Origin of the sequence: Mycolicibacterium aromaticivorans JS19b1 = JCM 16368, from assembly GCF_000559085.1 — a bacterium.
Taxonomy (GTDB): Bacteria; Actinomycetota; Actinomycetes; order Mycobacteriales; family Mycobacteriaceae; genus Mycobacterium; species Mycobacterium aromaticivorans.
This window is the reverse complement of sequence record NZ_JALN02000001.1, coordinates 3,642,062-3,663,169: the sequence shown is the minus strand read 5'-3', so window position 1 is coordinate 3,663,169 and position 21,108 is coordinate 3,642,062. Positions and strand designations below refer to the sequence as shown.

At 66.6% G+C, this 21,108-nt stretch carries 24 protein-coding genes and 1 pseudogene; 7 read left to right on the top strand and 18 right to left on the bottom strand.

Annotated elements, in window-relative coordinates; all coding sequences use genetic code 11:
• Window positions 1-50 precede the first annotated feature (50 nt).
• Entirely contained in the window at window positions 51-566 is a 516-nt protein-coding gene (locus Y900_RS17535) for an RNA polymerase sigma factor (RefSeq protein ID WP_036343482.1), read from the top strand.
• Complete coding sequence (locus tag Y900_RS17530) at window positions 563-1,819, top strand: VOC family protein (RefSeq protein WP_036343481.1); 1,257 nt, start codon at window positions 563-565, stop codon at window positions 1,817-1,819. Before Y900_RS17535 ends, Y900_RS17530 begins: the two co-directional genes overlap by 4 nt.
• Here Y900_RS17530 and Y900_RS17525 read toward each other — a convergent pair.
• Both Y900_RS17525 and Y900_RS17520 read right to left on the bottom strand, forming a co-directional pair.
• On the bottom strand, window positions 1,816-3,003 hold the full coding sequence (locus Y900_RS17525; RefSeq protein WP_036343480.1) for an NAD(P)/FAD-dependent oxidoreductase: 1,188 nt from the start codon (window positions 3,001-3,003) through the stop codon (window positions 1,816-1,818). The two genes, Y900_RS17530 and Y900_RS17525, sit on opposite strands and share 4 nt — an antisense overlap.
• 59 nt (window positions 3,004-3,062) lie before the next feature.
• Complete coding sequence (locus tag Y900_RS17520) at window positions 3,063-3,509, bottom strand: Rv2324 family transcriptional regulator (protein ID WP_036343479.1); 447 nt, start codon at window positions 3,507-3,509, stop codon at window positions 3,063-3,065.
• 123 nt (window positions 3,510-3,632) lie between these two features.
• Between Y900_RS17520 and ddaH the strand changes: the two genes are divergently transcribed.
• On the top strand, window positions 3,633-4,478 hold the full coding sequence (ddaH, locus tag Y900_RS17515; RefSeq protein WP_051660121.1) for a dimethylargininase: 846 nt from the start codon (window positions 3,633-3,635) through the stop codon (window positions 4,476-4,478).
• Window positions 4,475-5,704: an ornithine--oxo-acid transaminase gene (rocD, locus tag Y900_RS17510; RefSeq protein ID WP_036343477.1), complete on the top strand. Its 1,230-nt coding sequence runs from the start codon at window positions 4,475-4,477 to the stop codon at window positions 5,702-5,704. Before ddaH ends, rocD begins: the two co-directional genes overlap by 4 nt.
• Here rocD and Y900_RS17505 read toward each other — a convergent pair.
• From Y900_RS17505 to Y900_RS32435, 9 genes are all read right to left on the bottom strand, one after another.
• Window positions 5,701-6,555 (bottom strand): mycofactocin-coupled SDR family oxidoreductase, encoded by an 855-nt coding sequence (locus tag Y900_RS17505; RefSeq protein ID WP_036343475.1) that lies wholly within the window; start codon window positions 6,553-6,555, stop codon window positions 5,701-5,703. The genes rocD and Y900_RS17505 overlap by 4 nt on opposite strands.
• 149 nt (window positions 6,556-6,704) lie before the next feature.
• Window positions 6,705-7,544: an SHOCT domain-containing protein gene (locus tag Y900_RS17500; RefSeq protein WP_036343474.1), complete on the bottom strand. Its 840-nt coding sequence runs from the start codon at window positions 7,542-7,544 to the stop codon at window positions 6,705-6,707.
• A gap of 105 nt (window positions 7,545-7,649) precedes the next feature.
• Window positions 7,650-7,949 (bottom strand): hypothetical protein, encoded by a 300-nt coding sequence (locus Y900_RS17495; protein WP_036343472.1) that lies wholly within the window; start codon window positions 7,947-7,949, stop codon window positions 7,650-7,652.
• Between the two features lie 167 nt (window positions 7,950-8,116).
• Complete coding sequence (gene tuf, locus Y900_RS17490; RefSeq protein ID WP_036343471.1) at window positions 8,117-9,307, bottom strand: elongation factor Tu; 1,191 nt, start codon at window positions 9,305-9,307, stop codon at window positions 8,117-8,119.
• Between the two features lie 119 nt (window positions 9,308-9,426).
• Window positions 9,427-11,529 carry an elongation factor G gene (gene fusA, locus Y900_RS17485; RefSeq protein WP_036343470.1) on the bottom strand — a complete coding sequence of 701 codons (2,103 nt, stop codon included), beginning with the start codon at window positions 11,527-11,529 and terminating at the stop codon, window positions 9,427-9,429.
• Between the two features lie 82 nt (window positions 11,530-11,611).
• Entirely contained in the window at window positions 11,612-12,082 is a 471-nt protein-coding gene (gene rpsG / locus Y900_RS17480) for a 30S ribosomal protein S7 (RefSeq protein WP_036343469.1), read from the bottom strand.
• On the bottom strand, window positions 12,082-12,456 hold the full coding sequence (rpsL, locus tag Y900_RS17475; RefSeq protein ID WP_036343468.1) for a 30S ribosomal protein S12: 375 nt from the start codon (window positions 12,454-12,456) through the stop codon (window positions 12,082-12,084). Before rpsL ends, rpsG begins: the two co-directional genes overlap by 1 nt.
• Window positions 12,457-12,787: 331 nt before the next feature.
• Window positions 12,788-13,426 carry a TetR/AcrR family transcriptional regulator gene (locus Y900_RS17470; protein ID WP_036343467.1) on the bottom strand — a complete coding sequence of 213 codons (639 nt, stop codon included), beginning with the start codon at window positions 13,424-13,426 and terminating at the stop codon, window positions 12,788-12,790.
• 35 nt (window positions 13,427-13,461) lie between these two features.
• Window positions 13,462-13,689 carry a hypothetical protein gene (locus Y900_RS32435; protein WP_157838259.1) on the bottom strand — a complete coding sequence of 76 codons (228 nt, stop codon included), beginning with the start codon at window positions 13,687-13,689 and terminating at the stop codon, window positions 13,462-13,464.
• Here Y900_RS32435 and Y900_RS33090 point away from each other — a divergent pair.
• Together Y900_RS33090 and Y900_RS17460 are read left to right on the top strand one after the other, a co-directional pair.
• Window positions 13,637-13,807, top strand: a pseudogene (locus tag Y900_RS33090) (DUF3060 domain-containing protein); the annotation flags it as partial. The gene Y900_RS32435 and the pseudogene Y900_RS33090 overlap by 53 nt on opposite strands.
• A gap of 23 nt (window positions 13,808-13,830) precedes the next feature.
• Complete coding sequence (locus Y900_RS17460; RefSeq protein ID WP_081845331.1) at window positions 13,831-14,229, top strand: DUF3060 domain-containing protein; 399 nt, start codon at window positions 13,831-13,833, stop codon at window positions 14,227-14,229.
• Window positions 14,230-14,239: 10 nt separating this feature from the next.
• Here Y900_RS17460 and Y900_RS17455 read toward each other — a convergent pair whose 3' ends face one another.
• From Y900_RS17455 to Y900_RS17440, 4 genes are read right to left on the bottom strand one after another with little or no spacing between them, the layout of a single operon-like run.
• Window positions 14,240-15,013, bottom strand: coding sequence for a crotonase/enoyl-CoA hydratase family protein (locus Y900_RS17455; RefSeq protein WP_036343463.1), 774 nt, complete (start codon window positions 15,011-15,013; stop codon window positions 14,240-14,242).
• Window positions 15,010-15,723: a PaaX family transcriptional regulator C-terminal domain-containing protein gene (locus Y900_RS17450; protein ID WP_036347114.1), complete on the bottom strand. Its 714-nt coding sequence runs from the start codon at window positions 15,721-15,723 to the stop codon at window positions 15,010-15,012. Before Y900_RS17450 ends, Y900_RS17455 begins: the two co-directional genes overlap by 4 nt.
• Window positions 15,724-15,746: 23 nt before the next feature.
• The gene (locus tag Y900_RS17445; RefSeq protein WP_036343460.1) at window positions 15,747-16,655 is read right to left on the bottom strand and encodes a crotonase/enoyl-CoA hydratase family protein; all 909 of its coding nucleotides are present in this window, start codon (window positions 16,653-16,655) and stop codon (window positions 15,747-15,749) included.
• Complete coding sequence (locus Y900_RS17440) at window positions 16,652-18,280, bottom strand: acyl-CoA dehydrogenase family protein (RefSeq protein ID WP_036343458.1); 1,629 nt, start codon at window positions 18,278-18,280, stop codon at window positions 16,652-16,654. Before Y900_RS17440 ends, Y900_RS17445 begins: the two co-directional genes overlap by 4 nt.
• A 62-nt stretch (window positions 18,281-18,342) precedes the next feature.
• On the opposite strand from Y900_RS17440, the gene Y900_RS17435 reads away from it, so the two are divergent.
• Window positions 18,343-18,678, top strand: coding sequence for a cupin domain-containing protein (locus tag Y900_RS17435; protein WP_036343456.1), 336 nt, complete (start codon window positions 18,343-18,345; stop codon window positions 18,676-18,678).
• Here the strand turns inward: Y900_RS17435 and Y900_RS17430 are convergent.
• Genes Y900_RS17430 through Y900_RS17420 form a run of 3 tightly spaced genes read right to left on the bottom strand, consistent with a single transcriptional unit; the run spans window position 18,675 to window position 20,949 of the window.
• On the bottom strand, window positions 18,675-19,505 hold the full coding sequence (locus Y900_RS17430) for a CE1 family esterase (RefSeq protein WP_036343454.1): 831 nt from the start codon (window positions 19,503-19,505) through the stop codon (window positions 18,675-18,677). The two genes, Y900_RS17435 and Y900_RS17430, sit on opposite strands and share 4 nt — an antisense overlap.
• A 2-nt stretch (window positions 19,506-19,507) precedes the next feature.
• A complete protein-coding gene (locus Y900_RS17425) occupies window positions 19,508-20,260 on the bottom strand; it encodes a deoxyribonuclease IV (protein WP_036343453.1) in 753 nt (250 codons plus the stop codon).
• A 41-nt stretch (window positions 20,261-20,301) separates the two neighbouring features.
• Window positions 20,302-20,949 (bottom strand): dihydrofolate reductase family protein, encoded by a 648-nt coding sequence (locus Y900_RS17420; RefSeq protein WP_036343451.1) that lies wholly within the window; start codon window positions 20,947-20,949, stop codon window positions 20,302-20,304.
• Window positions 20,950-21,108 lie beyond the last annotated feature (159 nt).

The window sequence follows — 21,108 nt, the reverse complement described above, 5'->3', positions numbered from 1 at the left end:
AGTTGCGCCGGACCCGTCGGAGTTCGGGCCTGCGCGACGACGATAACGATGTGAGTGCGGATCCGGAACCTCCCGATGCTCCGTACCGGCTGCTAGAGCTCTACGACGACGCGCTTCCGGTCGTCTACGGCTACTTCGTCCGCCGGTGCGGCGATCAGGCCACCGCCGAGGATCTCACGTCGGAGACGTTCCTCGCGGCGATGGATGCCGCCCGGCGGGCCGCGCCACCGCCGCTGGCGGTCCCGTGGCTACTCGGGGTGGCTCGGCACAAACTGGCCGATCACTACCGGCGTCGTTCAGCCCGCCCCACGGTGGCCGTCGCCGACGTGCCCGAGGGCGAAGCGGCCGACGACTGGGACGCCCAACTGGACCGGATCGTCGCCGAGAGCGTGCTCGCACGACTCCCCGAACCTCACCGGGTGGTGCTCGCACTGCGCTACATGGACGACTGCTCGGTTCCGGAGTGCGCGGAGTTGATCGGACGCAGCGTGCACGCCACCGAGGCGTTACTGGTCCGCGCCCGGCGCGCCTTCAGGAAGCTCTACCCGGAAGGAGGTGTCTCATGACCGATCCCTTGCGCGTCTTGACCACCGAAGACCTTCCCGTGCAACCGGATCCGTCTTTTGCGGCCGAGTTGCGGGCGCGGCTGGAGTCTGCCTTGTCCTTACCCGCGAACACCCGAGGAGTCACCATGAGCGGCACCGCGGCAGCAGTTGCCGAATTGAACGAGCAGGCGAACCAGCCCGGGAACCCCCGCCCCGCCGCGCTGCCATACCTGACGGTGGCCGACGCCCGTGCCGCGATCGACTGGTATCGCGACGCCTTCGGTGCGGAATTGATCGGCGATCCGATCGTGATGGGCGACGGACGCATCGGCCATGCCGAATTGGCGATGAGCGGCGGCGTTCTGTACCTGGCCGACGAGTTCGCCGACCTCGGACTGCAGGCGCCGGCGAGCGGCGTCAATTCGGTGAGCCTGATGGTGGACGTCGCTGACACCGACGCCGCCCTGTCCCGCGCCAGGGCCCAGGGCGCCGAGGTACAACGCGAACCCTACGAAGGACACGGCGCGCGCACCGCCACCATCCGCGACCCCTTCGGCCATCGGTGGATGCTCAGCGGACCGGTGCGCGAGCCGATCCGGCACGGCGACATCGGCTACGTGTCGGTGCACAGCCCGGACATCGCCCGCGCGGCCGCCTTCTACTCCCACGTGCTGGGGTGGGAGTGCGACCCATCCGGTCGGGTGACCAATACCATTGAGGCTATTGACTTCTCGCCGTCCGCGCGCACCACGCTGTTCTGCTGCTACGCGGTGGACGACGTGGATGAGGCGCGCGCCGCGATCATCGCCTCCGGCGGGCGGGTGGGCGCGTCGCGCGAATCGGTGGTCGGCACTCTGCTGGAGGCCGACGACAACCAGGGCGCCGCGTTCGCGATCTATCGACCGCAGCCGGGTCAACGTCGACCGCTGCTCAACGGCGCGGGCCCCGGCGAGCTGTCCTACGTCACCTACGAGGCAGGCGACTCGGCGGCCTTCCGCGAGTTCTACGGCCGGGTACTGGGATGGACGTTCGGACGCGGTCGGGTCGACGACGGCTGGGCGGTGCAGAACGCGCACCCGATGTCCGGCGCTGCCGGCGGCTCGCACACGCCGAGCACAGTGCCGATGTGGACGGTGTCCGATATCGACGCGGCCGTCGACCGAGTGCGCGAGGCAGGCGGGTCGGTACTCACCGAACCAGCCCCTCAGCCGTACGGGCTGATGGCGGAGTGCACCGACGACCAGGGTGGGCGGTTCTACCTCGGCGAGTTCTAGGACGCGGGCAGGACGTCGGCGATCGGGGCGCCTGATGCGATCTTGGCGCGGGTCTTCATGACCTTGCCCGGCATACCGCCGCCGACCACCCCGGCCACCACGCCGTCGCGCTCGTAGAAGGCCAGGAATTTGCGGCCGTCGTCCTCGACGATGTGCACCGTGTCCGTGGCCTCCGGCTCTCCGAGGCACTGGATCTTCACGTCGTACTGGTCGCTCCAGAAGTAGGGCACCACGATCACCGACGGGGCCTCCTGCCCCAGCATCGACGGCACGATGACCCGGGCCTGCTCGGCCACATTGCTCCAATGTTCAACGCGGGCTTGATGTCCGGCGGCGTCGCGCCAGGACGCGACGTCACCGAGCGCCCACACACCGGCAGCACTGGTGCGACCGGCCTCGTCGCACACCACACCGTTGTCGACAGCCAGGCCGCTGCCCTCCAGCCAGTCGGTGGCCGGGCGCGAGCCGATGCCCACCACGACGAGGTCGGCGGGCAGCTCGCTGCCGTCGGACAACACGACTGCGGTCACATGGCCGTTCTCGCCACGCACCTCGGCCACGCCGATGCCGGGGCGCACATCGACTCCTTCGGCCCGGTGCAGGCGGGTCACCAGGTTTCCGACCTGCTCGCCGAGCACCGAGGCCAGCGGAGCCGGCTGCGGCTCGACCAACGCCACCTCGACGCCGAGTTTGCGCAGGCTCGCCGCGACCTCGCAGCCGATGAAACCGGCGCCGATGATCACCGCCTGCCGTGCGGACCCGGCATGGGCGCGCAGCGCCAGCGCATCGTCGAGCGACCGCAGGACCCGGATGCCGTCGAGATCGGGGAACGACGGGATGCGCTTGGGCACCAGGCCGGTGGCGATGACCAGCTCGTCGTACCCCAGCACCGAGCCGTCGGCGAGGGTCACGGTCCGGGCGGCGGTGTCCAGCGACGTGACCGCGCTGCCCAACCGCAGGGTGATGTCGTTCTCGGCGTAGAACTCGGCGGGCTTGAGTGCGACATCGTCGAGGTCGGCGTGCAGCACGTCCTTCGACAGCGGCGGGCGGTCATACGGCAGATGCACCTCGTCGCTGACGATGGTGACCGGGCCGGTGTACTCCGACTTGCGCAATTGCTCAGCGGTGCGGGTGGCGGCCAGGCCGCCACCGACGATGAGGATGCCGTTTTCGCTCGTGCTCACGTGGTGTTCTTACACGATCGCCGTCGCCAAGTGCTCGCCAGCCTGCGCCAACCGACCAGTTAGGCGGGTGACCGGTCAATCAGGTTGGACAACACCACGATGCTCTCGCTCCGTTCGATGTCGGCGCTCGACCTGATGCGTTCCAGCGCCGCCTCCAGGTGTCGCATATCGCGAGCGAGCACATGCAGGATGGCGTCCGACGTTCCCGTCACGGTGGCGGCACTGATGATCTCGGGAATGTCAATCCAGGCCGCGCGCAACCGATCTGGCGCGATCGTGCCGTGGCAATACACCTGCACGTAGGCCTCGGTGTTCCAGCCCACGGCGCTGCGATCGATGACCGTGGTGAACCCGCGGATCACCCCGGCGTCGAGCATCCGGTCGACCCGCCGCTTCACCGCTGGAGCCGACAGGTTCACCCGTTCCCCGATCTCGGCGAAGGTGGCTCGGGCGTGCTCGGCGAGCTCGGCGAGGATCCGCTCGTCGGTGTCGTCCAACCGGTCCATTCGGCAGCCCCTTCGCCCGCACACAACAGATCACCGCAATGTTAGCGGTGACGCAATAGATCGTTCATAGACGCGCAATATTTATCGATTGATTGCGTCAAAATGCACTTCTATGGTTAATTCATGACGATATCCCCCGATGTCGCCGTCGGGTCGACGAGGACACCGCGCAGCCAGCGACTCCGCCACTACGCCATGACCCCACCGACGTACTTCACCGTCGAGTACGCCATCAACCCGTGGATGGACACCAGCACGCCCGTCGACGTCGAGTTGGCACTCGCCCAGTGGGAACATCTGCGCCACACGTATCGCCGGCTCGGCCACACCGTGGACCTCGTCGAGCCGGTACCGGGCCTTCCGGACATGGTGTACGCCGCCAACGCCGGACTGATCATCAACGGGACCGCCATCGTCGCCCGCTTCAAACATGCGGAGCGGCACGGTGAGTCGGTGGCATATGCCGCCTGGATGGGCCAGCACGGGCATGATCCGGTAGCCACCCGCCATGTCAACGAGGGCCAGGGCGACCTGCTGGTCGTCGGATCAATGATTCTGGCAGGCACCGGATTTCGCACGCATCTGCACGCGCACGCCGAGGTGGGCACGCTGACCGGCATGCCGGTGATCTCGCTGGAACTCGTCGATCCTCGGTTCTACCATCTCGATACCGCCTTGACGGTGCTCGACGACACGACGATCGCCTACTACCCGTCGGCGTTCACCGACGACGCCCGAGCCCAGTTGCGCCGGCTCTTTCCCGATGCCATCGAAGTGGCGAGTGCCGATGCCTATGTGCTGGGGCTCAACGCGGTGTCCGACGGTAAGCACGTGGTGTACCCCGCGCAGGCCACCGGCTTCGCCGAACAACTCCACCGGGCCGGCTTCCACCCGATCGGTGTCGACCTCTCCGAGCTGCTGAAGGGCGGCGGTTCGGTGAAATGCTGCACGCTGGAGGTGTTTTCATGACCATGGCCGACACCGTCACCGGCGCCACCGCCGAAGCAATCGCACTGGACAACGCCTATGCCGCGCACAACTATTCGCCACTTCCGGTGGTGGCCTCCCATGCCCGCGGCGCGTGGATCACCGACGTCGAGGGCCGCCGCTACCTGGACTGTCTCGCGGCGTATTCGGCGGTGAACTTCGGCCATCACAACGACGAGATCGTCGCCACCGCCCACCGCCAGCTCGACGCCGTGACGTTGGTGAGCCGGGCCTTCCACTCCGATCAGCTCGGCCCGTTCTGCGCCACGCTGGCCGGGCTGTGCGGCAAGGACATGGTGCTGCCGATGAACAGCGGCGCCGAGGCAGTGGAAAGTGGCCTCAAGATCGCGCGCAAGTGGGGCACCGACGTCAAGGGTGTCCCCGCCGGTGTGGCGAATGTCGTAGTCGCGGACAACAACTTCCACGGACGCACGATCAGCATCGTCAGCTTCTCCTCCGATGACACCGCCCGCGGCGGCTTCGGCCCGTTCACCCCCGGCTTCCGGTCGGTGCCGTTCGGCGACGCCGATGCGGTCGAAGCGGCGATCGACGACCACACCGTCGCCGTGCTCATCGAGCCGATTCAGGGCGAGGCCGGGATCATCGTCCCGCCCGACGACTATCTGCCCCGGTTGCGCGCACTGTGCAGCAGGCGCAATGTCCTGCTGATCGCCGACGAGATCCAGTCCGGCCTGGCCCGCACCGGCCACACCTTCGCCTGTGACCATTGGGGTGTGGTGCCCGATGTCTATCTGCTCGGCAAGGCACTCGGCGGCGGCGTGGTTCCGCTGTCCGCGGTGGTGGCCGACCGCGACATCCTCGGGGTCCTTCATCCCGGTGAGCACGGATCGACGTTCGGCGGCAATCCGCTGGCCGCGGCGATCGGTTCCACCGTGGTCGGCATCCTGCGGCGCGGTGAATTCCAATCCCGCTCAGCCGAACTCGGCCTGCACCTGCATGCCCGGTTGCGATCGTTGATCGGCCACGGGGTGCTCGCGGTCCGCGGCATGGGACTGTGGGCCGGCGTCGACATCGACGAACACCTCGGGACAGGCAAGCGACTCAGCCTGGCCCTCGCCGAACGCGGAGTGTTGGTCAAGGACACTCATGGGTCGACGTTGCGGTTCGCTCCCCCGCTGGTGATCACCGCCGAGGAGATCGATTGGGCGGTTGGGCAGTTCGCAAGTGTGCTGGCGCAGGCAGGCTAGTACTTCATCACACCGCGGTCGACACTGATCTGCGAACCCGACAGGGTGGCGGATTGGTCACCGGCCAGCCACACCACTACGTCGGCGACCTCGTCGACGTTCATGAAGTCGGACCGTTTGCCGGTCGCGTTCTGGCCCACCGGAAGGTAGGGCATCGGGGCGAAGCCGTGCAGATAGCTCGGGTGAGCGCCGAAAACTCCCAGCATGGCGTCGTTTTCGGTCATCGGGGTGGCCACCGAATACGGGTGAATGGAGTTGACCCGGATGCCGTACTCGCCGGCTTCCAACGCGAGCGAGTTCGTCAGGGCGGTCAGCCCGTGCTTCGACGCGGCGTAGTGGCTGTTGCCCGGGGTGGCCTTCACCCCTGCCGACGAACTCACCACGATGATCGAGCCGCCGTTGCCGGCCTCGATCATCGCCGGGACGACGGCACGTAACGTGCGCCAGGTCCCGGTGAGGTTGGTGTCGATGACGGTGTTCCACTGTTCGTCGGTCAACTCCCATAACCGGCCCCAGGACAGCACACCGGCGTTGGCGACCAGGATGTCGAGCCTGCCGAACTGTTCGACGCCGTCGGCCACCAGCTGGCGTACCGCGGCGTCGTCGCGGACGTCGACTTCGCGTCCCAGGACCTTGCGGCCCTCGGCCTCCACCAACCGGACCGTCTCGTTGAGGTCCTCAGGGGTCGTTCCAGGATAGGGAATGGTGTCACTGACCGAGGCGCAGATGTCGGAGACGATCACGTCGGCGCCTTCGCGTGCCAGCCGTACAGCGTGGGCGCGGCCCTGGCCTCGCGCGGCACCGGTGACGAACGCCACTCGCCCCTCGAGCGTCCCCGACGATGTTGTCATCAATGGTCCTTTCAGTCAGCTCACGCCAGGCTAGCAAGAGAACTGGAACGTGTTCTAAATACCGGCCGGTGACCGGAATGCAGGGTCCGAGTCAACTCGGTACGCGACCGGGTCGCGGATGATCGGGCAGGTCATGCAACGACCTTCAGCTAGAGGTCGGCCAGGATCTGCTGCCGTTTGGCGCTGTATTCGGCCTCGGTGATGGAACCGGTCGCCCTCAGCGTCTCGAGCTCCTGAAGGCGTTGCGCGGTCGACACTTCCGGCATCGGCGGCGGGGTGGCGGCGGGCTGCGTGCCCTGCGGCGGGGCGCCGGCCCCCGGCTGCCCGGTGGCCGCCCGCCGGACGACGGCCATCACCTGCTGGCGCACAGCAGGATTGGATCGGATGTCGATGGTGCCGTTCATCGGCACGCCGTTGGCGCGCAGGATCTGCATGATGTCCATCAGCGGGCCGGCCTGCCCCCGCAGGTCGTAGGTCTTGTTGTCCTCGGCAAACGTGAACTGAGCTGGCACCACGCCGGCGATCAAAGCGCTGGCATTCCAATCGATTTCGTATTTCAGGGTGCCTGGCTCGACGAGCGCGACCAACTTGTGGGCGTTGAGGATCTGCATGCGGGTGGGGCTCGACGCCATGGTTTCCTGCGTGTCGAAACCCGGATAGCCGGGCACCTCGAAGTGGAGGTTCACCTTGATCATCTGTTGGTCGTTGACGAACCACGAGGTATCCGAGATGCCGGTGATCTGCGCCAGCACCAGGACACCGCGCTGGTTCAGCTCGTCATGCTTGGCCGCCGACTTCATCCCGGCATTGGTCAGCCACAGGGCGGCGAGCACGTCACCCGCCGTGATCAACAGGCCCACCCAGAACATCCAGCCGATGTACGGCCGCGCGAACGGTCCGAGGGCGAAGTAGACGATCAGGAAGATCGGGCCGACGAGGCCGCCGAACAGCAGTACGGTCAATTGCGCTTTGATATACCGCCCGAACATTTGGCACACCCCTTCTCGGCCAGCAATGTCGCGATCAGACTAACTCCGCGACACCCGGTTGGGACCACTTGTTGCAGTCTGCGACGATGCTTCCGACAGCTCTGTTCAGGGGCTTTGCAGTAGCTGGTCCAGGCCCGGTAATTGGGGTGCCAATCGGCTGACGAACGCGTCGAGACTGTTCTGACCCGCGGGCTCTGCCGGCGCCGAAGGCCGGACGGGAGCCGGGGACGCCGGGTAGGCGGCCGGTTGGCCACCGGGCGTCGGGTGTGAACGGTGGATGTCGACGCTCGCCGCGCTCACCATCAGCACCGACGCGACGATTCCACCGAGCACAGCCAGCAGCGCCGCGCCGCCGAACAAGACCGACGGCGGGTATGCCGGCTGCTGATAATCGTCGTCGTCCATGGCCCCACCCCGTTGTGGATGCCGAAGCCTACCACCGGTGCAACACCGGTTTCGGACAAACGAAAGCGGCGCCCACCCGAAGGTGAGCGCCGCTTCGCGGAACTGCTGTGCCTAACTTGTCCGGCTCCTCCTCAGGGCTGCGCCCTGCATCGGTCGCCGAACGAAGATCACTTGATGATCTTGGTGACCCGGCCGGCGCCGACGGTGCGGCCACCTTCACGGATCGCGAACCGCAGGCCCTCGTCCATGGCCACGGGCTGGATCAGCTTGACGGAGATGTCGGTGTTGTCACCGGGCATCACCATCTCGGTGCCCTCGGGGAGGGTCACCACGCCGGTCACGTCCGTGGTGCGGAAGTAGAACTGCGGGCGGTAGTTGTTGAAGAACGGCGTGTGCCGGCCGCCCTCGTCCTTGGACAGGATGTAGACGCTGCCCTCGAACTCGGTGTGCGGGGTGGTGGTGCCGGGCTTCACGACGACCTGGCCGCGCTCGACGTCCTCGCGCTTGACGCCACGAACCAGCAGACCGACATTGTCGCCGGCCTGGCCCTGGTCGAGCAGCTTGCGGAACATCTCCACACCGGTGACCGTGGTCTTGGTGACGGTCGGCTTGATGCCGACGATCTCGACTTCCTCGTTCACGTTGATCACGCCACGCTCGACACGACCGGTGACCACGGTGCCGCGGCCGGTGATCGTGAAGACGTCCTCGACGGGCATGAGGAACGGCTTGTCGGTGTCGCGGACCGGGTCCGGGATCGACTCGTCGACGGCGTCCATCAGATCCTCGACGCTCTTGACCCACTGCGGGTCACCCTCGAGGGCCTTGAGTGCGGACACCTTGATGACCGGAGCTTCCTCGTCGAATTCCTGGGCGGCCAGCAGTTCGCGGACCTCCAGCTCGACGAGCTCCAGGAGCTCCTCGTCGTCGACCATGTCGGCCTTGTTCAGCGCCACCAGGATGTAGGGGACGCCGACCTGGCGGGCGAGCAGCACGTGCTCGCGGGTCTGCGGCATGGGACCGTCGGTGGCGGCGACCACCAGGATCGCGCCGTCCATCTGGGCGGCACCGGTGATCATGTTCTTGATGTAGTCAGCGTGACCGGGGGCGTCGACGTGCGCGTAGTGACGCTTCTCGGTCTGGTACTCCACGTGGGAGATGTTGATGGTGATACCGCGCTGACGCTCCTCGGGCGCATTGTCGATCTGGTCGAATGCGCGCGATTCGTTCAACTCCGGGTACTTGTCGTGCAGAACCTTGGTGATTGCTGCAGTCAGCGTGGTCTTGCCGTGGTCAACGTGACCGATGGTCCCGATGTTGACGTGCGGCTTCGTCCGCTCGAACTTCGCCTTCGCCACTTCTGTGTCCTCCTGGACTTGTTGGTGCTTGCTAAAGCAGTTTTGATGTTTTCAGTTGTGGTCCGCCAAGTCGGCGGGCCAGGATTACTGGACGGTCCCGATGGAGCCGTTCACTTCGTTCACTGACCCGTCGCCTTCGCGATGATCTCCTTCGACACGTTCGCCGGAACTTCGGCGTACGAGTCGAACACCATGGAGTAGTTAGCCCGGCCCTGCGTCTTCGACCGGAGGTCGCCGACGTAGCCGAACATCTCCGACAGCGGAACCTGCGCCTTGACGACGCGCGCACCGCTGCGCTCCTCCATGGCCTGGATCTGACCACGGCGGGAGTTCAGGTCGCCGATCACGTCACCCATGTAGTCCTCTGGGGTGGTGACCTCGACGGCCATGATCGGTTCCAGGATCACCGGCTGCGCCATGGCGGCAGCCTTCTTCAGCACCTGGGAGCCGGCGATCTTGAAGGCCATTTCCGACGAGTCGACGTCGTGGTACGCACCGTCGAGCAGCACGACCTTCACGTTGACCAGCGGGTAGCCGGCCAGCACGCCGTACTGCATGGCGTCCTGCGCACCGGCATCCACCGAGGGGATGTACTCACGCGGGATGCGGCCACCGGTGACCTTGTTCTCGAACTCGTAGGTCGCACCATCCTCGCCGGTGAACGGCTCGAGGTTGATGAGGACCTTCGCGAACTGCCCCGAACCGCCGGTCTGCTTCTTGTGCGTGAACTCGACGTTGGTGGCGGCGCGCTTGATGGTTTCCTTGTAGGCCACCTGCGGCTTGCCGACGTTGGCCTCGACCTTGAACTCGCGGCGCATGCGGTCCACCAGGATGTCCAGGTGCAGCTCGCCCATACCGCCGATGACGGTCTGGCCGGTCTCCTGATCCAGGTGCACCTTGAAGGTGGGATCCTCTTCGGCGAGCTTCTGGATGGAGAGGCTCAGCTTCTCCTGGTCGCTCTTGGTCTTGGGCTCGATGGCGACCTCGATCACGGGATCGGGGAATGTCATCGACTCCAGCACGATCTGGTTGTTCGGATCACTCAGGGTGTCACCGGTGGTGGTGTCCTTGAGGCCGATCACCGCGTAGATGTGGCCTGCGGACGCCGACTCGACCGGGTTCTCCTTGTTGGAGTGCATCTGGAACAGCTTGCCCAGCCGCTCCTTCTTGCCCTTGGTCGAGTTGATGACCTGCGCGCCGGAGTCGACCTTGCCCGAGTACACCCGGACGTAGGTCAGCTTGCCGAAGAACGGGTGCGTGGCGACCTTGAACGCCAGCCCGGCGAACGGCTCGTCTGCCGACGGCTTGCGCGAGATGATCTCGTCTTCCTTGCCCGGGACGTGGCCTTCGGCGGCCGCGACGTCCAGCGGGGTCGGGAGGTAGTCGATGACCGCGTCGAGCATGGGCTGCACGCCCTTGTTCTTGAACGCGGACCCGCACAACACCGGGTAGCCGGCGCTGGTGACGGTCAGCTTGCGCAGACCACCCTTGATCTCTTCGACGGTGAGTTCCTCGCCGCCCAGGTACTTCTCCATGAGGTCGTCATCGGTTTCGGCGATGGCCTCGATCATCGCGGTGCGATATTCCTCGGCCTTCTCCTGCAGATCCGCCGGGATGTCGACGACGTCGTACTTCTCGCCGAGCTTCGTCTCACCGCGCCAGACCTTGGCCTTCATCTCGACCAGGTCGACGACGCCCTCGAAGTCGCCTTCAGAGCCGATCGGCAGCTGGATCGGGACGACGTTCGCGCCGAGGCGATCCTTCATGGTCTGCACAGAGAAGTAGAAGTCGGCGCCCAGCTTGTCCATCTTGTTGACGAAGCAGATGCGCGGGACGTCGTACTTGTCGGCCTGACGCCAGACCTGCTCGGACTGCGGCTCGACACCTTCCTTGCCGTCGAAGACGGCGACGGCACCGTCGAGCACGCGCAGCGAGCGCTCCACCTCGACGGTGAAGTCGACGTGGCCCGGGGTGTCGATGATGTTGATCTGGTTGTCGTTCCAGAAGCAGGTGGTAGCGGCCGAGGTGATGGTGATACCCCGCTCCTGCTCCTGCTCCATCCAGTCCATCGTGGCGGCACCGTCGTGCACCTCACCGATCTTGTACGAGATACCGGTGTAGAAGAGGATGCGCTCGGTCGTTGTCGTCTTGCCGGCATCGATGTGCGCCATGATGCCGATGTTGCGGACCTTGTTCAGGTCGGTGAGCACGTCCTGTGCCACGGCTAAATTCCCACTCTTTCGCTTCTCAATTTGGTGTGGTCATGCGACGGCAGCCGCCACGCTGTGGCCGCCGGCAGTGCAATCACCAGCGGTAGTGCGCGAAGGCCCGGTTCGCCTCGGCCATCTTGTGGGTGTCTTCGCGCCGCTTCACGGCTGCACCCAGGCCATTGCTGGCGTCGAGGATCTCGTTGGCCAGACGCTCAATCATGGTCTTCTCGCGGCGCGCCTTGGAGAAGCTCACCAACCAGCGCAGGGCCAGCGTGGTGGAGCGTTCCGGGCGTACCTCGACGGGCACCTGATAGGTAGCGCCACCGACGCGACGGCTACGCACCTCAAGCGCGGGCTTGACGTTGTCGAGAGCGCGCTTCAGGGTGATGACCGGATCGGTGCCGGTCTTGTCACGAGCCTGCTCGAGCGCACCATAAACAATGCGTTCTGCCAGCGATTTCTTCCCGTCCAGCAGGACTTTGTTGACCAGCTGGGTGACCAGCTGCGAGCCGTAGACCGGGTCATTGACCAACGGGCGCTTCGGCGCGGGACCCTTGCGCGGCATTAGCTCTTCTCCTTCTTCGCGCCGTAACGGCTACGGGCCTGCTTGCGGTTCTTGACACCCTGGGTGTCCAGCGAGCCGCGGATGATCTTGTAGCGAACGCCGGGGAGGTCCTTCACACGGCCGCCGCGCACCAGCACCATCGAGTGCTCCTGCAGGTTGTGGCCCTCACCGGGGATGTAGGCGGTCACCTCGACGCCGGTCGTCAGCTTCACGCGCGCGACCTTGCGAAGTGCCGAGTTCGGCTTCTTCGGGGTGGTCGTGTACACGCGGGTGCACACGCCGCGGCGCTGCGGGCTGCCCTTGAGGGCCGCGGTCTTCACCTTCGCGACCTTGTCGGTGCGACCCTTGCGGACCAGCTGCTGAATGGTTGGCATCTACCGGCTTTCTTCTCTCGTACGTCTTTCGGCGCTTCTCAAGTCTCTGTACTGCTGTTTTCACCCCGCCGCGTACCCCGCTGCCGGGCGTGTCGCACACACTGTGCACCAGTCGAATCCGATGCATACTGGACATGCGAATTGGCCCGGCGTGCGCGCATGCGTCCCCGCAAGCGCCCCTAACGGCCAGGCACGAGCTCCCACGATACCAGGCGCGGCACGCCCCTCCAAACTCGGTGCGCGGGGCTTCTGGCGGGCCTTACCGCAGGTCAACGCGTGAATGTCGGCGTCGGTTCCCGACACCACCGATATTCGGGTGCCCGAGGTGGGCTCAGCCGTGCGCTCCGTTCCGGCGCGCCATCCCGGCCGCGAGTCGCAAGACCATGTCGGAGAACACCGCATCGGTGTCGACCATGTCCATCACACCCGTCATCTCCAGCAGCACGAAGCCGTGCAGCGCGGCCCAGAACTCCAGCGAGGCGTAAAACGCGTCGTCGCCGTCCAGGCCGTACGAGGCGAGCACCTCGATGACCGGGGCCGCGGCGGCATGCGAGGCCGCCGTGAACTCGGGGTCATCACCGCCCAACGGCATCCGGGTGAAAGCCGAATAGCGGCCGGGGTGATGGTGCGCGTAGCTGCGGTAGGCGCTGGCCATCGCGGTCACGGCGTCGTCGCGGGTGCGGCCCTGCCCGACGGTGGACAGCATCTGCAGGATGTCGTCGATGACGTGCATCCGGACCGTGCGACGTAGATCTTCCAGGCTGTGCACGTGGTTGTAGAGCGATGGCCCCTTGGTGCCCAATTGGGTGGCCAGTGCGTTGATGGTGAGTCCGTCCCAGCCTTCCCGATCGAGGAAGGTCAGGGCCGCGTTGACGATGACCTCGCGGCTGAGCTTGTTCGACCTCGCCGACGACCGGCTTCCGGGGCGCGGGCGGGCAGCCGCCGACTCCGGTTCCGGCCGAGATGTCATTGCAAGCCCTTCACTGGGTGGATCGACGGAGAACTCTAGTTGACCGACCGGCTGCCACGTAGGCTCCAACTCGGGTTGGGTGGAAAGTGAGACATGTCGGTGAGCTGGGGACACCGCGGCGGCGCGTTCATCATGACCTGCGTTGGCGCGGTGACGGCGGGTATCACCGGAACGGTCACATCCCCGGTGGCGACATCGGCATCGTGCTGAGCTGTCACCACGCAGGGGTCGTCGAACACCGTGATCGCCGATAACGTCGTCACCGACATCACGGTCTAGGGCTGGGACCAGACGGTCCTGCACACGAGCGGCGGGCCATTCGTCCTCGACCGCGGCCGCGAGTTAGGAATGACGAACCGGATCGACCGCGTTCCGGCGTAATCGTGAAGGACGGACGAATGCCGATGCACTCCCCCACACTCATCGCTGGGATCAGCGTTCTCGCCGCAATCGCCCTGGCGGGCTGCGGTTCCACCAGTAAGCAATCCACCTCCCCGACGGCCACCGCCGGACAGTCGGGAGCACAGGTGGAAGTGGGCAACACCATCAATTACGGCTCGTTCGGCACGACCGCGGAGATCGACTGCGCCGACGGCAAGTCGCTGAACGTCGGCGGGTCCAACAACACGTTGACGGTCAAAGGCACGTGCGCGTCGGTGAACATCGGCGGCGCGGACAACAAGATCACCTTCGGCACGATCGACAAGGAACTCTCCGTCGTCGGCCTCAACAACACGATCACCTACAAAGGCGACCCGAAGGTGAACAACCTGGGTTCGGGCAACACGCTCAACAAGTCGTAGGTGGTCGTGGCTATGCCTTCGCGCCGTGCCGGCCGGCCCCCTTGGCGAACCGCTGCGCACCGGCGAGGGACTCGGCGGCCACCCGCGACAGGCTGCCGAATTCGAAGTCCATGGCGTCAGCTTCGGACTGACCCCACTGGTTGAGCGCCGACATCCGGTCCGAACGCAGGCACAGCTGCGGGAGCTGGGCCAGTTCGGCGGCCAATTCCTCAGCTGCCTGGCGGCTCTGACCCGGCGGCACCACCCGATTGGCCAGACCGATGGCCAGGGCTTCCTCGGCGCCGACGGCCCGGCCGGTCAGGATCAGGTCCATCGCGCGGCTGTGACCGATGAGACGAGGCAGGCGCACGGTGCCCCCGTCGATCAGCGGTACCCCCCACCGGCGGCAGAACACACCGAACACGGCGTCTTCGTCCACCACCCGTAGGTCGCACCACAGCGCCAGCTCAAGTCCACCGGCCACGGCGTATCCGCTGACCGCAGCGATCACGGGTTTGGACAACTGCATGCGGCTGGGTCCCATCGGGCCCGGCCCATCGCGGTGGGTCGGGTTGGTGTCAGGTGTGCCGATGGCCTTGAGATCGGCTCCGGCGCAGAAGGTTCCGTTGTCGCCCCATAGGACCGCCACCGACGCCGACTCGTCATTGTCGAACTCCTCGAAGGCGTTGAACAGGGCCATCGCGGTGGGACCGTTGACGGCATTGCGGGCCTGCGGACGGTCGAGTATCACCGTCGTGACTCCTCCGTTGCGCTCCACTCTCACCGGATTCGGTTCATCGGTCATGTCGCCTCCACCAGTTGGCCCTGATCCCGCCGCGCGACCAGCTCGGCGGCGAAGTCTGCATAGGCCTGCCGCAGTGCGGCGCCGGGCCAGCGCGCGGGCAGCAGTTCGTCCGGCAGCACCGGATCGGTGAGTAGGTGGCGCACAATCGCGGCGGCGGCACGGAACCTGGCCGGAATGTCGTCAGCCGCGGCGATGTCATCCAGGAGCTGACGCCCGGTGTCGGCCCAGCCATCCAGATCCCACAGCCGACCGGTCAGCTCGGCCGGATCATCGTCACGTGCGCGCAGTACCCGCACCCGCTCAGCGATCTCGGCGGGCAGCTCGTCATCGAGGTTGTCCGGGCGTAGCCAGACTCCCTCCCGGATCTCACCGAACCGCTTGAGCTGCAGACTGTTTCGCAACGCGGCTCGGTCCCGGGCATCCATGCCGACCGCGGTGATCACCAAGGTGACCCAGTCGCCGTTCCAGTCGCGCATGCGCGGATAGAGCGCATCGTCCTGGCGGCGCTGGCGGGTCAGCAGCCGGTCGGACAGTCGATACCCGTCGTCGGAACGCACCAGATCGCCGGCGGCCACCATCCGGGTCAGCGCCACCCGCAGGGTCTGCTCGCGGATGCCGAAATCCGATGTCAGCTGGAGCAATTCGGCCGACGTGGCCCAAGCCGGGTGGGCGCCGAGCAAGACACTCAGCACCACCGACCGGGCGGTCATCTTCGCCAACGACTGCGGCACGCTCACACTCCCGAGGCGCCACGCCCGTGGTCACCGAACGGCTCGTCGCGGTGGCGGACCGCCTCCCGGAAGCCGTGCTCGCGGGCGTCCGCCACGAACGCGTGCCCCTCCGGGGTGTGCCGGGCGATCCCGTCGAACACTGTGCTGACCATCCGACTCGTCGCCACACCCTGCTGGTACAGCGCGGTGTTCATCGCCAGCTTGACCATGATCAACTGATTCACCGGCACCGCGGCGATGCGCTCGACGAGCCGTTCGGTGCGCTCGTCGAGGTCGGCCGGATCCGGCGCCTCGACCGCCAGTCCCCACTCGGCGGCCTGCGCGCCGGTGATGCAATCCCCGGTCAGCAGAAGGCGTTTGGCGCGTTGATCACCCAGGCGATGCGCCCACAGCCCGGCAGCGGGAACACCCCACACCCGGGTCGGCGGATAGCCGATCTTCGCGTCGGAGGCGGCGATCACCTGGTCGGCGTGCAGCGCGATATCGGTGCCGCCCGCCACGCAATACCCGTGAATCTTCACCACCGTCGGCTTGTCGGCGTGCATCAGGCTGGAGAAGCCACGCACGAAACGGCTCATCATCTGATAGTCGATCATCGGATCCCACGGCCGGTCGGCCTTGTGGTTGACCGCCTGCGTCTTACCGTCGAGCACGGTCCCCTGCCGGTCTCCGCCGCCGGCCGACGACGAGCCGTCGGCGTAGGCACCGAGATCGAAACCCGCGCAGAATCCTTCGCCGCGGCCCGACACCAAGATGACGTGGACGTTCGGGTCCAGGTCGGCCCGTTCAACCAGCGCAGCCAACTCCAGCGGGGTCTCCGCGACGATCGCGTTGCCCTTGTCGGGCCGATTGAAGGTGATGCGGGCAATCCGATCGGTGACCTCGTAGGTCATCGTCGTGAGTTCGGTCATCCCTTCACCAGGCAGCGTTCGATGATCGGCGCCAGGTCGAGTCCGGCGGGCAGCGTCCCGAACGCACCGCCCCAATTGCCGCCGACTCGGGAGGCCAGGAAGGCCTCGGCAACCGCCGGATGACCGTGGCGCACCAGCAGCGAGCCCTGCAGCGCGACGGTGATGTCCTCGGCGATCGTGCGGGCGCGGTACTCGATGCCGTCGAGGTCCTCCAGCTCCGAACGCAATTCGGCGACATGGGCGTCCAGACGAGCATCCTGCCCGGCGGTGGTCGCCAGTTCATCGAAGAGGACACCGACGCACTCGGGGCGGGTTGCCATGGCGCGCAACGTGTCCAGCGCGCTGACGTTGCCCGACCCTTCCCAGATACCCATCAGCGGCGCCTCGCGGTACAGCCGCGGCATTCCGGATTCCTCGGCATAGCCGTTGCCGCCCAGGCATTCCATCGCCTCGGCGGCATGCGGGGTGGCACGTTTGCACACCCAGTACTTGGCGGCGGCCAGACCGATCCGGCGTAGCAAGGTCTCCCGTTCGTCCCCGCGGACGACGGCATCGGTGGCCCCGGCCATCCGCATCGCGACGATGGTGGCCGCCTCGGCCTCCACGGCGAGGTCGGCGATCACATTGCGCATCAACGGCTGGTCGATCAGATAGGCGCCGAATGCCTTGCGGTGCTGGGTGTGGTGCACCGCGCGGGTCAAGCCGTTGCGCATGCTGGTGGCGCTGCCCAGGGTGCAGTCCAGCCGGGTGAGGTTGACCATCTCGATGATGGTGGGAACACCGCGGCCTTCCTCGCCGACCAGCCAGGCGATGGCGCCGTCGTACTCCACCTCGCTGGAGGCGTTGGCGTGGTTGCCGAGCTTGTCCTTCAAGCGCTGCAGGAACATTCGATTGCGGGTGCCGTCGGGAAGTACCCGCGGCAGCATGAAACAGCTCAGTCCGCCGGGCGCCTGCGCCAACACCAGGAAGATGTCGCTCATCGCCGCGGAGGTGAACCATTTGTGGCCTGTGATGGTGTAGCTGCCGTCGCCGTTGCGGACGGCTTGGGTGGTGCCGGCCCGGACGTCGGAGCCGCCCTGCTTCTCGGTCATCGACATTCCCGCGGTGATGCCGACTTTGGTGGCAGGCACTTTCAGTTCGGGGTCGTAGCGCCTGCTGGTCAGCAACGGCTCGTAGATCGCGGCGAGGTCGGGGTTGTGCCGCAGCGCGGGGACGACGGCGTAGGTCATCGAGATCGGGCAGACGTGCCCGGGCTCGGGAGTCCACACCCCCATCTTCGCCGCGCGGACCACATGGGCGCCGGGACGGTCGTCGGCCCACGGCGCGGCGTGCACGCCGTGGGCGATCGCCGTCCGCATCAGCTCGTGATAGGCGGGGTCGTACTCGATCTCGTCGACGCGGTAGCCGTAGCGGTCGTGGGTGTGCAGGATCGGCTGGTTGCGATCGGCCAGCTCGCCCCAGCGCTGCGCCTGGGCACTGCCCGCCAGCGCGCCGAGCTCGGTGACCTCGTCCACGCCCCACTGGCCGCCCTCGCGAATGAGCGCCTCGATCAGGACCGCCGAGCTGGCCGGGTTGTGGTCCGTCAGCGGGGGGACCTGGTTGGTGACGACATGCGTATCCGACATGACACCACTATTACAGTTCTGCGACAATCGCACAAGATTCGTAATATGGCAGGCTGGATGGCGTGAAGCCGAACTCCGTCATCCACGCCGCCACCCAATGGCTCGAACACGAACCGGTGCCCGCCGACCAGTCGGTGCGCGGTGAGCCGCACACCGGAACGGCCGAACTCGGATCGTTCGGCGGCCTGGAAGTGGGAGTGTGGGAGATGACGCCCGGAGTCATGCGCGATGTCGAAGCCGACGAACTGTTCGTGGTGCTCTCCGGCGCGGCCACAGTCGAATTCGACGACGGTAGCCCGACGCTCACGCTGGGTGCCGGCGACGTGGTGCGATTGGCCAAGGACACCCCGACCGTGTGGACGGTGACCGAGACGCTGCGAAAGGTCTATCTGACCTAGCCGCTCGCGCGGGGATGCGCGGCGAAGAAGTCCCACATTCGCTCGGTGGCGAACGATGGCCAGTCGTGTTCACCACCGGCCACGGTGATCAGCTCGACGCTGCGTCCACTCGGACAGCCGGCGACCGAGGTCGTGAGATCTCCGTCGACGGTCGTCGCCGGAGGTTCGCAGTGATCGACGTTGCGCCAGAACGCACTGACATCGGGCGGCGTCATGGTCGCGATCGGCAGGGCGGTCCCGGGTTGCCCGTCGTAGCGGACCAGGCGGTCGTCGGTGCCGTGGATGTGCAGCACCGACGTCGGGCGCGGCGCCGGGCAGGCAGCGAGTTGAGTGGCCGCGTCCGGCCCGATGGCCGCGAAAAGGTCGGTGTTGCAGGCTAATTTGTACGCCATGATGCCGCCGTTGCTGATCCCGGCGGCATAGATGCGTGTCTTGTCGATGTCCAGTTTCTCGGTGATGTTGCGGACTGCGGCGGTGATGAAACCGACGTCGTCGACCTTGTCCTTGCTCGCCTGCCCGCAACACCCGTCGGCGTTCCAGGATCCGCCCACCCCGTCTGGATAGGCGACCACGAACTTGGTGGAGTCGGCCTGCTCGTCCCAGCCGTATTCCCGCTGTGCCTGTTCGGCGCTACCGGTCCACCCGTGCAGCATCACGACCAGCGGCGCCGACTTCGGCAGACCGTCGGGAACGTAGAGCCGGTAGTCGCGGTCGACACCGCCGACCTGGATCGTGTGCGCACTGACACCTGGCGCGAACCCGGTCGCGGGTGCGCAGGCCGCCACCAGACACAGCGCGACCAGCAGCGCGACTCGACGAGCCCACACGGCTAGCCGACGTGTTCCCGCAGAAAGGCGATGTCGTCCTTGCGGCCCTCGTCGGCCGTCTCGCAGATCACCGGCGCGTCGGCCGCCTGCACGACCGCGACCAGAAGTTGCGGATCGATCTGTCCCGTACCGAAATTGGCGTGCCGGTCAGCGCCGGACCCTTTGGCATCGCGGGAATCGTTGCAGTGCACCAGGTCGATGCGCCCGGTGATGGCTTTGATCCGCTCGACGGCATCGATCAGCTCCTCGCCGGCCGCCCAGGCGTGGCAGGTGTCGAGGCAGAACCCGATGCCGGTGTCGGCGATGCGCTCCCACAGCCGGGCGATCGTGTCGAAGTGGCGTGCCATCGCGTGATCGCCGCCTGCGGTGTTCTCCAGATACACCGGCACGCTGGTCTCCAGCTGCGCCAGCGCCTTGGCCCAACGCTCGAAGCCGGCCTCCATGTCGTTGTCGTCGGCGTGACCCCCGTGCACGATCACGGCGGTCGCGTCGATCTCGGCGGCGGCGTCGCAGGTGTCCTGGAGGATCTTGCGCGACGGGATCCGCACCCGGTTGTTGGCCGACGCCACGTTGATCAGATACGGCGCATGCACGTACAGGGGGACCGGCGACGCCTTCAGCGTCTCGGCATCGTCGCGCGGTTGGGGCTTCTTCCAGCTCTGCGGATTGCCGAGAAAGAACTGCACCGCCTCGGCGCCGTCGGCGGCCGCGGCCGCCAGCGGGTCATCGCCGTGGACATGGGAACCAATGAGCACGGGTCGAGTCTAGGCGCGCGCACCGACGCCGTGCACAGCCGTCATCTCCGCCAGAACAGGTGATGGGTGACCCCACTCGGGCTGGGCACCACCTCGTGATGGAACCGGTCCTCGAGCTCATCGGGCGACTCCCACAGCCGCGATCCGGCGCCGATCGTCACATCGGCGACCGCCACGTGCAGCGTGTCGACCAGGCCGGCGTCGAGGAACTGCCGAACCGTCGTCGCACCCCCGCCGAGCCTCACGTCCTTACCCCCGGCGGCCGCCTTCGCCTGCTCCGCGACGCGCGCCGGGCTGTCGGAGACGAAGTGAAACGTCGTCTCCCCCAACGTCAGCGACGGCCGCTCGTGGTGGGTCATGACGAACACCGGCGTGTGGAACGGCGGCTCCTCGCCCCACCAGCCCTGCCATTCAGGGTGGTCCTCCCATGCGCCGCGGTAGGGACTGAACTTGTTGCGGCCCATGATCTCCGCGCCGATGTTGTTGTAGTAGTCACGGGTGAAGTAGTCGTCGAGGCCGCGGGTACCGCCCGGGTCCCGCCGACCCACCCAACTGGCCGTCGCACCCACCCAGGCGAAGAGCGCGGGCTGATCGGCGTCGCCGAACGGACGCTCGAAACACTGGTTGAGGCCCGCGCCGAAACCGTCTCGCGACAGCATGAAGTTGTGGACTCTGAGCAATTGGGGCACGCATTCCTCCTGGGATTCTCCGACCGTCGCCAAGGTAGACCCCGGTAGCCGGCCGAACTCATCGCGCGGCCGCCGAGCGTAACGCCCGGGTCGCATTCGCCGCCGAAACCCGCCCTGGCGTTACGTTCGGCAACAGAAAAAGCCCCCGCCGAAGCGGGG

Bases quoted from the DNA above. Each gene is read 5' to 3' on its own strand.
- Y900_RS17450 (WP_036347114.1), bottom strand. From the start codon at position 15,723: ATGACCGCCCGGTCGGTGGTGCTGAGTGTCTTGCTCGGCGCCCACCCG.
- Y900_RS17520 (WP_036343479.1), bottom strand. From the start codon at position 3,509: ATGGACCGGTTGGACGACACCGACGAGCGGATCCTCGCCGAGCTCGCC.
- Y900_RS17440 (WP_036343458.1), bottom strand. From the start codon at position 18,280: ATGTCGGATACGCATGTCGTCACCAACCAGGTCCCCCCGCTGACGGAC.
- Y900_RS17505 (WP_036343475.1), bottom strand. From the start codon at position 6,555: ATGACAACATCGTCGGGGACGCTCGAGGGGCGAGTGGCGTTCGTCACC.
- ddaH (WP_051660121.1), top strand. From the start codon at position 3,633: ATGACGATATCCCCCGATGTCGCCGTCGGGTCGACGAGGACACCGCGC.
- Y900_RS17500 (WP_036343474.1), bottom strand. From the start codon at position 7,544: ATGTTCGGGCGGTATATCAAAGCGCAATTGACCGTACTGCTGTTCGGC.
- Y900_RS17470 (WP_036343467.1), bottom strand. From the start codon at position 13,426: ATGACATCTCGGCCGGAACCGGAGTCGGCGGCTGCCCGCCCGCGCCCC.
- rpsL (WP_036343468.1), bottom strand. From the start codon at position 12,456: ATGCCAACCATTCAGCAGCTGGTCCGCAAGGGTCGCACCGACAAGGTC.
- Y900_RS17445 (WP_036343460.1), bottom strand. From the start codon at position 16,655: ATGACCGAACTCACGACGATGACCTACGAGGTCACCGATCGGATTGCC.
- Y900_RS17530 (WP_036343481.1), top strand. From the start codon at position 563: ATGACCGATCCCTTGCGCGTCTTGACCACCGAAGACCTTCCCGTGCAA.
- rocD (WP_036343477.1), top strand. From the start codon at position 4,475: ATGACCATGGCCGACACCGTCACCGGCGCCACCGCCGAAGCAATCGCA.
- Y900_RS17455 (WP_036343463.1), bottom strand. From the start codon at position 15,013: ATGACCGATGAACCGAATCCGGTGAGAGTGGAGCGCAACGGAGGAGTC.
- Y900_RS17495 (WP_036343472.1), bottom strand. From the start codon at position 7,949: ATGGACGACGACGATTATCAGCAGCCGGCATACCCGCCGTCGGTCTTG.
- Y900_RS17460 (WP_081845331.1), top strand. From the start codon at position 13,831: ATGCACTCCCCCACACTCATCGCTGGGATCAGCGTTCTCGCCGCAATC.
- rpsG (WP_036343469.1), bottom strand. From the start codon at position 12,082: ATGCCGCGCAAGGGTCCCGCGCCGAAGCGCCCGTTGGTCAATGACCCG.